The sequence below is a fragment of the Baekduia sp. genome (genome assembly GCF_035996765.1).
Taxonomy (GTDB): domain Bacteria; phylum Actinomycetota; class Thermoleophilia; order Solirubrobacterales; family Solirubrobacteraceae; genus Baekduia.
On sequence record NZ_DASYJG010000052.1, the window covers coordinates 1 to 13,925 of the forward strand.

The 13,925-nt window shown below is 70.4% G+C and carries 10 protein-coding genes and 1 pseudogene; all 11 read right to left on the reverse strand.

Translation table 11 applies throughout. The annotated features are described in order from the left end of the window. Positions 1-585: pseudogene (gene eno, locus VGO10_RS12165) on the reverse strand (phosphopyruvate hydratase); the annotation flags it as partial. Positions 586-597: 12 nt separating this feature from the next. Beyond that, positions 598-1,377, reverse strand: coding sequence for a nucleoside triphosphate pyrophosphohydrolase (gene mazG / locus VGO10_RS12170; RefSeq protein WP_327468625.1), 780 nt, complete (start codon positions 1,375-1,377; stop codon positions 598-600). Positions 1,378-1,399: 22 nt separating this feature from the next. After that, positions 1,400-2,554 (reverse strand): peptidyl-prolyl cis-trans isomerase, encoded by a 1,155-nt coding sequence (locus VGO10_RS12175; RefSeq protein WP_327468627.1) that lies wholly within the window; start codon positions 2,552-2,554, stop codon positions 1,400-1,402. A 140-nt stretch (positions 2,555-2,694) separates the two neighbouring features. Continuing rightward, the gene (gene mfd / locus VGO10_RS12180; protein WP_327468629.1) at positions 2,695-6,087 is read right to left on the reverse strand and encodes a transcription-repair coupling factor; all 3,393 of its coding nucleotides are present in this window, start codon (positions 6,085-6,087) and stop codon (positions 2,695-2,697) included. A 64-nt stretch (positions 6,088-6,151) separates the two neighbouring features. After that, the gene (locus VGO10_RS12185) at positions 6,152-7,555 is read right to left on the reverse strand and encodes a hypothetical protein (RefSeq protein ID WP_327468631.1); all 1,404 of its coding nucleotides are present in this window, start codon (positions 7,553-7,555) and stop codon (positions 6,152-6,154) included. A 50-nt stretch (positions 7,556-7,605) separates the two neighbouring features. Continuing rightward, positions 7,606-9,033, reverse strand: coding sequence for a hypothetical protein (locus VGO10_RS12190; RefSeq protein ID WP_327468633.1), 1,428 nt, complete (start codon positions 9,031-9,033; stop codon positions 7,606-7,608). A 74-nt stretch (positions 9,034-9,107) separates the two neighbouring features. After that, positions 9,108-9,692 (reverse strand): aminoacyl-tRNA hydrolase, encoded by a 585-nt coding sequence (gene pth, locus VGO10_RS12195; protein ID WP_327468635.1) that lies wholly within the window; start codon positions 9,690-9,692, stop codon positions 9,108-9,110. A 27-nt stretch (positions 9,693-9,719) separates the two neighbouring features. Beyond that, positions 9,720-10,391: a 50S ribosomal protein L25 gene (locus tag VGO10_RS12200; protein WP_327468637.1), complete on the reverse strand. Its 672-nt coding sequence runs from the start codon at positions 10,389-10,391 to the stop codon at positions 9,720-9,722. Positions 10,392-10,474: 83 nt separating this feature from the next. After that, positions 10,475-11,461, reverse strand: a complete 987-nt coding sequence (locus VGO10_RS12205) for a hypothetical protein (protein ID WP_327468639.1) — start codon at positions 11,459-11,461, stop codon at positions 10,475-10,477. 45 nt (positions 11,462-11,506) lie between these two features. Further along, complete coding sequence (locus tag VGO10_RS12210; protein ID WP_327468641.1) at positions 11,507-13,417, reverse strand: glycoside hydrolase family 2 protein; 1,911 nt, start codon at positions 13,415-13,417, stop codon at positions 11,507-11,509. A gap of 44 nt (positions 13,418-13,461) precedes the next feature. After that, the gene (locus tag VGO10_RS12215) at positions 13,462-13,920 is read right to left on the reverse strand and encodes a hypothetical protein (protein WP_327468643.1); all 459 of its coding nucleotides are present in this window, start codon (positions 13,918-13,920) and stop codon (positions 13,462-13,464) included. Between the last annotated feature and the right edge of the window lie 5 nt (positions 13,921-13,925).

Sequence of the window (13,925 nt, forward strand, 5' to 3'; positions counted from 1 at the left end):
GCGATCGTGCAACGTCTTCTTCAAAGCGTGGAAGACCTCGGTGCCGTAGCGCAGCCCCTCCCGGAAGGAGCTCGCGCCCACCGGCACGATCATGAACTCCTGGAAGTCCACCGAGTTGTCGGCGTGCGCGCCGCCGTTGAGGACGTTCATCATCGGAACGGGCAGCACATGCGCGCTCTCGCCCCCGAGGTAGCGCCACAGCGGCTGGCCCTCCTCCGCCGCAGCCGCGTGCGCGGCGGCCAGCGAGACGCCGAGGATGGCGTTGGCGCCCAGGCGCGACTTGTTCGGCGTGCCGTCGAGCTCGATCAGCTTGCCGTCCAGCGCGGCCTGATCGGAGGCGTCGAGGCCCGCAATCGCGACCGCGATCTCACCATTTACGTTGTCGACAGCCTGCGTGACGCCCTTGCCGAGGTACTCCGGACCGCCGTCACGTAGCTCGGTCGCCTCGAACTCACCGGTGGAGGCGCCCGATGGAACCGCCGCGCGGCCCGTGGCGCCGGAGCGCAGGGCAAGCTCGACCTCGACGGTCGGGTTGCCTCGGGAGTCGAGGATCTGGCGGGCGTGGACGCGTTCGATGGCGCTCATGGCAGTCGGGTCTCAGTCCTCTTCTTGGAGTCGGGCCTGCGCGTAGTACGTGATCTGGCGACGGGTTTGAAGGTCGTTCCAGCGCGCGCCGTCGGCCTCGGCGAGCCGCTCGGCGGCCTCGACGCGCGCGCGAAACCTATCGGCCGAGGACCGCAGCGCGAGCTCCGGGTCGACTTTGAGCTTGCGCGCGACGTTGACGGCGGCGAAGAGGAGGTCCCCCGCGGCGACGTAGCGCGCGTCGGGATCGCCGGCGGCCTCCAACTCTTCGAGCATGCCGCCCACCGCCGCGTACGGCGGCTCGTCTAAGTCGAAGCCGCTGGTCGCCGTGCGCCGCTGGATCTTGCGGGCGTACAGCAGCGCCGGCAGGTTCTCGGGCACCTCGCCGAAGATCCCCGGCTCGCGATCAGACTCGGTGGACTTGATCGCGTCCCAATTGGCCAGCACTTCGCCCGCGTCAGCGACTCGCACCGCTCCAAAGATGTGCGGATGGCGGCGGATCAGCTTCTGGCGCACGTGCTCGGCGACCTGGGCCAGCGACCCGGCGCCGCGCTCCTCGAGCAACAGCGCCAGGAAGTGGACCTGGAAGAGCACATCGCCGAGCTCGTCGAGCAGCTTGGCGTCGTCGCGACGATGCGCGGCGTCGGCCAGCTCGTAGGCCTCCTCGAGCGTGTGCGGCACGATCGTCCGCTCGTCCTGCTCGCGGTCCCACGGGCACTCGACCCGCAGCTTGCGTGTCAGGGCGTCGAGCGCCGCGACCGCCTGGGCGACGTCTGCGGCGGGGTCGGAAGACACCCGCCGCAGGCTACCCGTCCTTCTACTTCTTCGGGGTGGTGGCCGTCCCGCCGCTGGCCGGCGGCGCGTTCTGCTGCGGCGTGGCCGTGGTCGCCGGCGCCGCGGTCGACGGCGTCGCCTTCGGCGGGTTGGAGCAGTCGGTCGTCTGGTAGCCCTTCTGGCACTTCGTCTTGTCCTTCCACTTCTTCTGGAAGTCCTTGACGAAGGTGTCGAGCTTGGTCTGCTGCTGCTGGCTGACCAGCAGCTGCTTGATCGAGGCCTTGGACGTCGACAGCGGCTGCTGCTTGCCCGGCGTGATCTTCGTGACCTCGAAGACGTAGTAGCCGAACTGCGTCTTGACCGGGCCCTCGACCTTGTTGATGGGAGCCTTGAAGGTCGCGGCGTCGAGCGACTTCTCCTGCTGGCCCTTCGGGACCCCCGTCAGGACGCCACCGTTGTCCTTCGTGGCCTGATCGACGGAGTACTTCGCCGCGACCGTCTTGAAGGACTGGCCGCTGTCGATGGCCGCGCGGGCCTTCTTGGCCTGGGCCTCGGTCTTGGTCAGCACGATCTTCAGGTCGCGCTGCTCGGGGACCGCGAAGCGGATCTTGTTCTTGTTGTAGTAGTTGGTGATCTGGGCGTCGGTGACCTTGTCGCTGCCCTCAAGGACCTTCGTGCGCAGCTTCTGCGACAGGTCCTGGATCTTGATGCGGTAGAGCAGGTCTTCCTGGACGTACCCGGAGCTCTTCAGGAAGGCCGTGTAGTCGTTGTCCTTGGGGAAGCTCTGCTGACGCTGCTTGTCGAAGTCCTTCTTGACATCGTTGTCGGCGACTTTGACGCCGCGGTCGGCCGACTCGCCCTCGATCCAGGCCGAAGAGATCAGGAACTGCATGACCTGGTCGCGCAGCGCGCCGTACTCCTGCTGGCACTGTGCCTTGTACGTCGCGTCGGTCGGGGTCGGCTGGCCCTTGGCCGGCTTGGTCGCCGTCTTCTTCTTGTTGGCGATGCAGGCCGTGAAGTCGGGCGGCTGCGGAATCGTCGCCTTGCCCGTCACCCCCGTCTGCTGCTGTTGCGTGGTGGCCGCTACCTGGAGCCAGTGGTCAAACTCCGAGGTCTTGATCGGATCACTTCCGATCTTGACCACGGCGTTGCCGGGCACGCTGTCGCCGCCGCAAGCGGCGAGGACGAGGGGGAGCACGAAAAAGGCGCCCAAGAGCGCCGAAAAACGACGAGGCGATGTCATAGCGGGGCGCAAGCTACCAGGGTCTGTATGAACGGAGCCTTAAACCTGTGTCCAATTGGCAGCCCTCCGCACCTTGACGGTGCCTCAGCAACGGACTACACGGGCGCGAAAGACACCGCCAGCAAGGCATCTGCGGCGGCGATGACGGCCGGGAAGCGCTGCTCAGGCTCTTTAGGAACAATTACCGAGAGCTGCGAGCGACCGGGCTCATACGTCGACGCCGGAAGCGCTTCTTTGAGCCGTGCGGCCTGCTCGGCGTCGAGATCGACCGGGTTCACCGTCAGCCGATCGCCGCGGAAGCTGACCGCGCGGGCACCTGCCTGACCGAGCTTGATGCGCGCCTGCTGGAGGTCCAGCAGGTTGGCCAGCGGTTGCGGGATCTCGCCGAAGCGGTCCTCCAGCTCGTCGCGCAGGACGCCGAGGTCGGCGACCTCGCGCGCGCCGGCGATGCGCCGGTGGACGTCGATCTTGGCCTGCTCGTAGGCGATGTAGTCGGCCGGGATGTAGGCGTCGACGTTGACGTCGAGGCGGACCGGCTCGCGCTGATCGTCGTCGGTGGACTCACTCGCCATCTGCACGGCCTCGTCGAGCATCTGCATGTAGAGCTCGAAGCCGAGCGCCGCGACGTGGCCCGACTGCTCGTCGCCGAGCAGGTTGCCGGCACCGCGGATCTCGAGGTCGCGCATCGCGATCTTGAAGCCGGCGCCGAGCTCGGTGTAGTCGCTGAGCGCGCTCATGCGCTTCATCGCCTCCTCGGTCAGCGCGGCGTGCGCTGGGTACAGAAGGTAGGCGTAGGCCTTCTCGCGCGAGCGGCCCACGCGCCCGCGGATCTGGTACAGCTGGGCAAGCCCGAACATGTCGGAACGCTCGACGATCAGCGTATTGGCCTGCGGGATGTCGATCCCCGACTCGATGATCGAGGTCGCGACCAGCACGTCGGCGTCGCCGCGCAGGAAGCCGAGCATGCGCTGCTCGAGATCCTTCTCGTCGAGCTGGCCGTGGGCGACCTCGAAGCTCACGCCCGGGCAGAGACCGCGCAGGCGCTCGGCCGTCTCGTCGATCGACTCCACGCGGTTGTGCACGAAGAACGCCTGGCCTCCACGCTTCTTCTCGCGCAGAATCGCCTGCTTGACGAGCTCCTCGTCGTACTCGCCAACGTAGGTCTTGACCGGGCGCCGGCCCTCGGGCGGCGTCTCGATCACCGAGATGTCGCGGACGCCCGCCATCGACATCTGCAGCGTGCGCGGGATCGGCGTGGCGCTCATCGCGATGACGTCGACCTTGAGCTTGAGCTGGCGCAGCAGTTCCTTCTGCTTGACGCCGAAGCGCTGCTCCTCGTCGACGATGATCAACCCGATGTCCTTGCCGCGCATGTCGCGGCCGAGCAGGCGGTGGGTGCCAATCAGGATGTCGACGCTGCCCTTGTTGAAGGCCGCGACGACCTCCTTCTGCTCTTTGGGCGTGCGGAAGCGCGAGACGTGGTCCACGGTGAAGGGGTAGTCCTTCAGGCGCTCGGCGAAGTTGCCGAAGTGCTGCTGGGCGAGGATCGTCGTCGGCGCGAGGACGAGCACCTGCCGGCCGTCGTCGGCAGCCTTGAACGCGGCGCGCAGCGCCACCTCGGTCTTGCCGTAGCCGACGTCGCCGCAGATGAGGCGGTCCATCGGCGTCGAGCGCTCCATGTCGGCCTTGACGACCTCGATCGCCTCGCGCTGGTCGGCGGTCTCGGTGTAGGGGAACTTCTCCTCGAACTCGCGCAGCCACTCGGAGTCCTCGGGAAAGGCGTGGCCGGCGCGCTTGCGGCGCTCGGCGTAGAGGTTGAGCAGCTCGCCGGCCAGCTCTTGGGCCGCGCGCCGGGCGCGTGCCTTCATCGTCTCCCAGGCCTTGCCGCCGAGCTTGCTCAACGTCGGCGAGCCGCTGCCGGCACCGAGGTAGCGCGAGATCTTGGCCAGCTGCTCGACCGGCATGTACACCTTGTCGCTGCCGGCGAACTCGAGCTGCAGGTAGTCGCGGGTGACGTTGGCCACCGTCTTGGTCTCGAAGCCCGCGAAGCGCGCGACGCCGTGGTCCTCGTGGACGACGTGCTCACCGGTGCGCAGGTCGCTGAAGGAGCGCAGCGCGCCGCGGCGGCGCGCTTGCACGCCATCGGCGCGCTCGGCGCGCTTGCGGCGGAAGAGGCGGTGCTCGGGGATGATCGCGATGCGCGGCCCGCCGGCGATGAAGCCGTCGCGCAGCGAGGCGACGGCGAAGCGCAGATCGCCGGCCTGAGCGGTGACACCGCCCCCACCCCCCGCCCCCAAGCCACCGTCGTCCTCCAGCCAGCGCGCCTTCAGGCGGGCCAGGTTGTAGGCCGTGCGCTCGCCCTGGCCGCGCTGGGGCCATGTGACGACCGTGCGGTAACCGCCGCGGACGTGCTTCTCCAGCTGGGGCTCGGCCTCGCGCAGCGAGCGTGCGCCGAGGTCGGCGGCCTGCGCGCGGAACTCGAAGGGCTGGTCGCCCGACAGCGCGCTGAGGCGGACGTGAGCGCGCGCGTCGAGCGCCGCGTTGACCTTCTCGGGCTGGACGTAGAGGTCGTGTGCGTCGGTGGCGTGAAAGGCGGCGCAGACGTCCTGCCAGTGGTCGGTCAGCGCCGAGCCGATCTCGGCCTCCTCAGCCAGGATGACCGCGGCGTCAGCCGGCGCGAGATCCAGGAAGGCGTGGAACTGATCGACGGGCAGGAGCTCGGCGACATCCGGGCGGTCCTCGACATCGCTCACCGCCGCGATCTCCGCAGCCTCGCGGTGCTCGGCGTTCAGCTCGGCGGCGGGCGCGATCTCCAGCTCGGTCAGCTCGGCCAGCGAACGCTGGGTGAACGTCGAGAACTCGCGCAGCGACTCGATCTCGATGTCGAAGAGGTCGACGCGGACCGCGTGGTCAGACGTCGCCGGGTAGACGTCGAGGATGCCGCCGCGAATCGCGAACTGGCCACGGTCATCGACCTGGTCGACGCGCTCGTAGCCGGCGGCGACGAGGTCGGCGGAGACCTCGTCGAGATCGAGCAGATCCCCCACGCGCAGCCAGAAGGACTTCGGCCGCAGCGAGGGATCCGGGACCTTCTCGCTGAGCGCGACGGCGGAGACGACGACGACCGGGGGCTCGGCCTCGTCGGTTGACTCTGCCAGCAGCGCGTCGAGCGCGGCGACGCGCAGGCCGACCAGGTGCGGCGGCGGCGCCAGGTGCGACTCGTAGGCGACACCGCGGCTCGGGTAGAAGCGCACCGGCCGCGGGGCGAGCCAGTGGCGCAGGTCAGCGGCCAGATCGCGCGCCTGGCGGTCGTCGGCGGCGACGACCAGCGCAGGACGGCCCGCCATCGGCCCGTCAAGGCCATCGAGCAACGCCCCGATGACATACGGGCGGTAGGACGCCGACACGAACGCCCGGCCGCCCTCGCGCGCCAGGCGCGGGCCGTTGGGGTCGTCGGCGAGCAGGGTGAGGAGGGAGCGAAGCGACATATAGGGCATGCGCAGCGACCGCGCGAGCGCGCGGCCGGGTGCTCCTCTCAATATAGGGAGCCGGCTACCCGCCCAGCGCGGCGAAGGCCGCCACGATGGCGATCACGGTGGCGTTGGCGCGCACCACCCCATCGCCCTCGTCGGCGACGACCAGGCGCCGGCCGTCCGGCGTCGTCGTGGCGAGGACGGCTTGCTGCGCCGCGTCGGTCCACACCCCGATGGTGCCTCGCCGCACCGGCGCATCGGGGGTGGACATGACGTCCAGGCCATCGTGCTGGGCGACGATCGTGGCAGCGCCCGGATAGGAGGTCGCGCCGCGAGCGGCCAGCGTCTCGGGCGCGCTTGCCAAAAAGCGCAGCGCAGCGGTCGTCTCAGACAGGTAACGCCGGCCCCGAGCCGTGGGCTGGGCCTCGGTCACGAGGTGGCGGCCATCGGCGATGCCGCAATCGTCGTGCGCGCGCGGCGTGCGGAGCGCCACGACGCCGCCGTGGCGCGGGACGCGCACGATCCGGACAGAGATCGCCGGACCGTCGATGACGCTGCCGAGCAGATCCGAGGGCGGCACCGCGCTGCACAGCAGCCTGACCCGATGACCCGCGATCGCGCGGAACGCGGCCGCCGACCGCCCGGTGAAACGCATGACGAGCCGGCCACCGACGATCGACGCACGCACGCCGTCGACGGCCAGGACGGGCTTGCGGTGGTACTCGCGCACGTGCCGGCCGTCCCGGTCTGACTGCCCAGGCGATCCGTCGATCTTCAAGGACTCCAACGGTTCTGGGGTCACCTCCGCGTCGAGCGCGTTCGTCCGCTGCATCCCCGCGCCGAGGTCCTGGACGAAGAGGCGCCGGCCGGCATCGCTCAACGTGACGTAGGCGGCTCGCGTCCCGCCGTCGGTCCAGTAGCCGACCTGACCGGGCGGCGGCGAGCCATCCGGCGAGTCGAGCGCGACGACGTGCCCGCGGCCCGCGGCGACCACCGCGGCGACCGGTGGGTAGACCGCGGTCGGCGCCACGGAGAACACGGCGTCGGACAGCTTCGCCGCGTGCGCCTGCTCGTCGGCCCACACGGCGCCGGCCGGGGTCACCGCGGCGCGCGCGAGCGTTCCGAAGTCATCGGAGGGGCTCAGCTCGCAGGCGTCGCCCGGGTAGGCGAGCTTCACCCGCACGAACGTGCCGCCGGCATCGACCGTGCCGTGGCGCAGCGTCGAGACATCCTTCTCGTCGCCGAACAGCAGGCCGGGCTTGGGGTGGACGTCGCAGCTGATGTCGACCTGCTTGCCGGCCAGCTTGTGTCCCAGCGCCGCCGCGGCGCCGGTGAACTGAATTGTCAGCATGCCGCCGGCGGCGGTCGCCTGGACGCCCTGAGCGGGGCCGGGAACCAGGGGCCGCGTGGCGCCCTGCGCCGCCGAGGCGGGCAGAGCGATAAGTACCAACCCAATGATGAACAGGACGGAGCGGGCGCGCATGGCGCGAGATCGTAAAGCGTCGGGCGGCCGCGCGCTCTCCAATTTGGGAGTTAGCCGCTCAATGCGCCTTCGTCGAGCAGCGTCAGGCCGACGAACTCGCTGAAGAGGTTGGTCCGCAGCATCCCGCCGCCCTCGTCGGCCATCACCACGCGATGGCCGGAGGACGATGTGGTGGTGACGACGGCGTGGCGGGCGCCGTCGGTCCAAACGCCGACGCGGCCGGGCGCCACGGCCGTATCGGGCCCGGCCATCGCCGTGAGGTCGTGGTGGGCGACGACGATCGCTGCCGTCGTCAGGTAGGCCTGCCCACCCGGCGCGGCGAGGCTGTCGGGGAGCCGGTCCAGCAGGTCGACCGCGTGGACGTCGGCCATCCAGCGCCGTCCGGCCTCGGCGGGCACGGCGTAGGCGACGAGCCGGTCTGCGTCAAAGAGCAGGCACGCGTCGCCGGTGCCGCTCAGGCTCACGCTCAGGCGGCCGCCGTGCCTGGGCAGGCGCGCTGCGCCGGTGTGGACGACCGGCGCGTGCAACGCGCCGCCGAAGAGGCCGCGCGGCGGCCGGGTGACGCAGACGACGCGGAGACGACGGCCGGCGAGCTTTCGCGCGGCCGCCGCGGAGCGCCCGGTGAAGCGCACGGTCAAGCGACGGCCAACGAAGCGCGTGCGGATACCGTCGCCGGCGTCGAGCGGCGCGCCGCGGTAGGGCGAAGCCGCCGGCGGGGTCTGGCCCGGGACCGAACCGGCGAGGCCACCCGTGACGGCCCCCTCGCCGAGGGCGGCGGCAAACACGGGATCGATGATGCCGCCCTGATCGAGCACGTCGGTCCGCAGCATGCCTTCGCCGAGGTCCTCGACCGTCAGGACGCGGCCGACGGCGCTCGTCGTGGTCGCGACCGCGTGCGCGGCCCCGTCGGTCCAGTAGCCGAGTTGCCCCGCGGGCGCCGTAGCCGCCGGGCCATCGAGAGCGACGACCGCGCCGCCCACCATCGCCGTCGCGGGTCGATAGCTCGACGCCGCCCGAGCGCGGAAGAGAAGGTCGCGGAGGGCCAGCGCGCGGGGAGCCTCGTCGGTCCAGACCGCACCGGCCGTGTCGAGGGCAGCGCGCGCCAAGATCGTCGTGCCGTCCCGTATCACGCAGGCGTCGAGCGGGCGGCTCGTCCCGATCTCGACCCGCAGAACGCCGGCGGAGCTCACCGTCCCGTTGGCGCCGTAGGTGTTGCTGTCACCGTTCAGCGCACCGCGACCGGTGAACAGCAGGCCGACGGACTCCCGGTGCACCCCGCAGTCGACCGACAGGTCGTGCCCGTCCAGCGCCGCGGCGGCCGAGCCGGTGAGACGGATCTCCACGGTGCCATCGGGGGCGCGCGACGCTTGCACGCCGTCGGCCGGCCCGAAGGCGGGCGGCGGCGAGGCGGCTGCCGCAGTGCCACCCCCGACGGTGAGCAGCAGCGCAGCGGTCAGCGGGAGCCAGCGAGCACGCATGGCGCGATCGTAGACGTCAGGGCGCTGCCCCGGGTCAGACCGCAAGACGCCGGCAACACCGCCGTCTCGCGCGCTCAGCCCAGCGCGTCGCGGCCGTCGACGATGCGCTCGACGGCGTCTGCCGCGCGGTCGACCAGCTCGGTGACCTCGGCCGGTGGCTGGCGCCAGCGGCCCAGGACGTAGGACGACACGATCTCGGGGTCGGTGGTGTCGGGCCGGCCGACGCCGATCCGGACGCGGGCGAAGTCGGGCGAGCCGAAGCCGGCCTTCAGGGACTTCAGCCCGTTGTGGCCGGCCAGGCCGCCACCGATCCGCGTGCGGATGTCGCCGAACTTCAGGTCGAGCTCGTCGTGGACGGCGATGACGTGGTCGAGCTCGGCCTTCAAGGCGCCGCGCGCCGGGCCGGCGGAACGGCCGGAGTCGTTCATGAAGGTCTGCGGCAGCAGGACGCCGACACGTGGACCCCCGGGCATCGCTCGCCCGTCGGCGTAGAGCCCGGCAAACGCCTTCTTCGGCTTGCCGAGCCCCCAGCGCGCGATCAGGGCATCAGCGACGAGGAAGCCCACGTTGTGCGGCGTGCGCGCATACTGCGCGCCCGGGTTGCCGAGCCCGACGACCAACCAGTCGACGGGCGCAGCACTACGTCCTGGAAGCTTCATCGGCGGGAGAAGTTCCCGCCCGGGGTGCTACTCGCCGCCCTCAGAGGCCGAGTCATCGGCCCCCTCAGCTGCGGCCGGAGCGGCCTGACCCACGACCTCGGTCTCGGTCTCGACGCCGTCGTCGGCCTCCGTCGACACGCTCGGGGGCGTGATCGAGGCGAGCACCGTCGCATCGGGGTCGTCGAGCAGCGTGACGCCGGCCGGCGCCGTGATCTCCGACAGCTGCAGCGTGCCGTTCATCTCCATCTTGGAGACGTCGACCTCGATGAACTCGGGGATCTCGTTCGGGAGCGCCTCGATCGTCAGCTCGCGTGAGACGTGCTCGAGGATGCCGCCCTCGACGACGCCGGGGGCCTTGTCCTCACCGACGAGGTGGACGGCGACCGTCGCCTGAATCGCGACGTTGAGGTCGACGCGCAGCAGGTCGACGTGCATGAGATCACCGCGTACGGGGTGACGCTGAGCGTCCTTGAGCACGGCGGGCGTCGACGAAGAGCCATCGACGCTCAGCTCGAGCACCGCGCCCTTCGCGGCAAGCGCGTGGCGGAGGGTGCGTTCAGCGACGGCGAAGGAGACCGGCTCCTCGGAGCCTCCGTAGAGGACCCCGGGGACCTGGCCGGAACGGCGCAGGCGGCGGGTCTCGCGGGAGTGGGCTGCCTCGCGGGCGTGAACGTCGAGCTTGGTGGTCTGGTCGGCCATGGGCGGCGGTCGATGGTAGCGGAGGCGCCGCAAAAACCGCGGCTCCTCCGGCCCCGAACGGTTCGAACCCGCGCCCAGCTCGCTCAGCCCTGCTGGGCCTGCTGAGACTGCTGGGCCTCCTGCCGCGCCTTGGCGGCCGCCTTGAGCGCCGCGAGCCCATCGAACGTCTCGCCGTCGGCGGGCGGCTTGACGTCGAGCTTCGCACCGAAGGCGGTGTAGTCGGTCGTGACGTCGAACGCGGAGACCTGGCCGGTGACGGTCGCCGTGTAGGCGACGCGCTGGCGCCGGACGAGGTGATCGCCGTCGACCCAGACGTCGACCGGCAGCGTCGTGGGACCGCCCAGCGTCGCGATCAGACGGTCGATCGAGCGCTTCGCCGTCCCCTTCGCGCTGCGCTGGGCAGCGCGCTTGAGATCGACCTGCACGCGGTAGTGCGTGGTCGCCACGCCGTGGACCTTCGCGGCCCCGAGGCGCTTCGCCGCGCCCGCGCCCTGGAGGTAGTCCAGGCCCTGCGCCGGATCCTGCGACGGCCCGCTGGCACCCAGCGCGTCGAGGTCGAGCCCCGGGGTGCGCGCAGCCTCGGCGAGGTCGACCTTCATCCAGGACTTGCCCCCGGGCAGCTTGCCGGCGAAGAGCGGGCTGCGGAGATAGAGCTGCTGCTTGTCGGTGATCTCCTTGACGGTGAAGGACTTCGAGCCGAACGACGTCTTGGTCGTGAACGCGCCGCGCTGGTTGTTGCGGTCGATCGTGCCGCGGACCGAGAGCGGCACCGCCTGGCCCTTCGTCGTGACCGTCCCCTTCATGGCGAAGGCGAGCGCGCCGGCCTGGCGGTCGGTGGTCGCGGCGGCCAGCGCCACCGGATCCGAAGCGTTGGCCGGCGCGGGCGTCGCGGTGGTCGCGGCCGGCGTCGTCGCGGTGGGCGTGGTCGCCGCCGGCGCCGTGGTGGCGGGCGCCTGTGCAGCGGCCGGCGTCGTCGTGTCGGCCTGCTTGTCGCCGCCGCAACCGGCGACCCCAAGGGCGGCCAAACCGGCGGCGACGATGCTCAACGTCAGGAAGTGCTTCGGGGACATGCCCCCGAATCTACCTCGAAACGTCTACCGAAAACATAAGTGTCCCTAAGGACCCCACTGCTTGGTGGCCTTGTAGATCCGCTGGAGGTCGTAGAAGGCGGGCTTCTTGACCCCTGCCATCGTGATCGGCGCCTTCTGGTGGATCGGCGGCGCCGGCCAGGGGTTGCCGCCTTCCCAACCGGGCTTGACCGCGAACTCCTCCAGGGTCCACCAGATCGCGCCCGATAGCCACGGCTTGGTGGCGTAGACGCCAAAGTGGTAGTTGGCGAACGCCTGCTGGAACTGGTAGGTCCCGCGCTCCTCGACCGGCCCGTCGCGATTGGCTTCCGCGCCCGTTTCGGTGATCACGATCGCTTTGCCGGGGTAGCACTGACGGACGCTGTCGAGGTAGTCGCTGAGCGTCGTCTGATCAGCGATCTGGCCGTTGGGCCCGGAGTACCACCCGAAGTACTCGTTGATGCCGAGGACGTCCAGCGGTGCGTACTCGGGCTGGCAGCCCGCAGACGGGTAGCCCGCGACCGCAAGGCCCACGGGGCGCGTCGGGTCCAGCGACTTGGCGAGCTTGACCGCGCGCTGGATGTAGTAGCCCTGCACCGGGCCGGGCCGCGCGCTCAGCTCGTTGCCGGCCGACCACACGATGATCGACGGGTGGTTGATGTTGGTCCGCACCGCGCTCTCCAGCTCACGCGCCGCCAGCTTGCGGACCTTGAGCTGCTTGAGGTACTTGGTCTTGACCGAGTAGATGGGGACCTCGGTCCACGCCAGCATGCCGAGCTCGTCGAGGCGCTCGTAGTAGTAGGGATGCAGCGGGTAGTGGCTGCGGAAGAGCGTCGCGCCCTCCTCCCGCGCCCACTGGATCTGCTGCTCGCGCTGAGCGTCGTCGATCGCAAAGCCCTTGTCGAGCGAGTCCTCGTGGGTGCCGAAGCCTCGGAAGTTCAGCGGCTTGCCGTTGAGCATCAGATGGCCGTTGACGACCTTGATCGACCGGATGCCCGTCTCCACGTGGTAGGTCTGCAATGTCTTCTTGCCGTCGCTGACGGTCAAGGACGTGTTGTAGAGATACGGGCTGGTCGGCGACCACGTCTTGGGGTTCTTGACGGCGATGCGCTTGGTGAACGTCGCGAACTTCTTCGCGCCCACCGATGCCGTGCCGAGCACGACCTTGCGCGCGCCCAGGCGCGCGGTGACCCGCATCCGCTGCGCCTTGTCGCCGTAGTTGCGCAGCGTCGCCTTGTAGGTGACGTGGGCGTCGCAGCTGCCACACGGCAGGTCCGGCAGGACCGCCACCGTGTTGAAGTCCGCGCGATCGATCTTGCGCAGGTAGACCTCGCGCAGCAGGCCGCCGTAGTTCCACCAGCCGCCGGTCGGCACGCCGGTCGTCGACAGGCCCGAGGGTGGGAAGTCGGTCGGGAAGCGGCGGTCGTCGACGCGGATCGCCAGCAGGTTCGTGCCGCCGCGCTTGAGCAGCCCGGCGGGCAGGCGGATCTCGAACGGCAGGTAGGCGCCGGTGTTCTTGCCGATCAGCCTGCCGTTGAGATAGACCCGCGAGCGGTAGTTGACCGACTCGAAGCGCACGATCCAGGAGAGCCGCTTGGCGGCGCTCGGGAGGTGGAAGCTCTTGCGATACCAGCCCACGCCGCCCGCAAACGACGCGTCGGAGTAGTCCTTGGCGTTCCAGGCGTTGGGGACGCTGACCGGCGTCCAGCCCACGTTCGATGGGTCGCCGGCAAACACGGACACGGCGCCGTTGCCGGCCGTGTCGGCGCGGTAATACCACTGACCGGCCATCAGGAAGCGCCCGGAGGCGCCGCCCTTGTAGAGGGTCTTGTTCAGCAGGCCGTCGGCCTGGGCGGCGTTCGCGCTCGGGCTCTGGGCGTAGGCGACCGTCGGCAGCGCAAGCGCGGCGAGGAGGGACAGCAGAAGGCAGCGTCGGAGCATCTCGGGGAGGGGGAACACCAGGGGCAGGTGCGCGATGCGGTCCTGCAACCAGAACCCCTGCGTCAGCAGGAATCCTCGTTGTTGGCCAGCGGCGCGCTGAGTGCCAGCAGGCTAACGGAGCGTCCGGTCAGCGGACCCCCTTGCCGTCTGACGCTCACGCATTGCACGATCGGCCGGCTGTCGACGCCGTGCACCCAGACCACGCGCGACGTGCCGGTGCTCGTCCCCAGCGTGTAGGACGTGCCGGAGTCCAGACGCGCGATCTTCACGGCGCCCACGCCGGTCACCCTCGGCAGGAACGCGTGAACCTTTGCGATGCAGGCCGCGTCACAGCCGTGCAGGTGGGCAAGGACGCCGCGCTCATCGCCGGCCGCCTCGCGCTGCAGCAGCGTGAAGATCGCGTCGCGCTCGCGGTTCTCGGTCGTCAGAAAGCGCGCCGACAGGAAGCCGACGACCAAGACGACGAGCGTGGCCGCAATGGCGATGGCGAGCAGACGACGGCTGGGACGGCGGGCGAGCACTGCGC

Excerpts from the sequence above, each read along its gene's own strand:
- VGO10_RS12185 (WP_327468631.1), bottom strand. The coding sequence starts at position 7,555 with ATGCGCGCCCGCTCCGTCCTGTTCATCATTGGGTTGGTACTTATCGCT.
- mfd (WP_327468629.1), bottom strand. The coding sequence starts at position 6,087 with ATGTCGCTTCGCTCCCTCCTCACCCTGCTCGCCGACGACCCCAACGGC.
- VGO10_RS12205 (WP_327468639.1), bottom strand. The coding sequence starts at position 11,461 with ATGTCCCCGAAGCACTTCCTGACGTTGAGCATCGTCGCCGCCGGTTTG.
- VGO10_RS12190 (WP_327468633.1), bottom strand. The coding sequence starts at position 9,033 with ATGCGTGCTCGCTGGCTCCCGCTGACCGCTGCGCTGCTGCTCACCGTC.
- pth (WP_327468635.1), bottom strand. The coding sequence starts at position 9,692 with ATGAAGCTTCCAGGACGTAGTGCTGCGCCCGTCGACTGGTTGGTCGTC.
- VGO10_RS12200 (WP_327468637.1), bottom strand. The coding sequence starts at position 10,391 with ATGGCCGACCAGACCACCAAGCTCGACGTTCACGCCCGCGAGGCAGCC.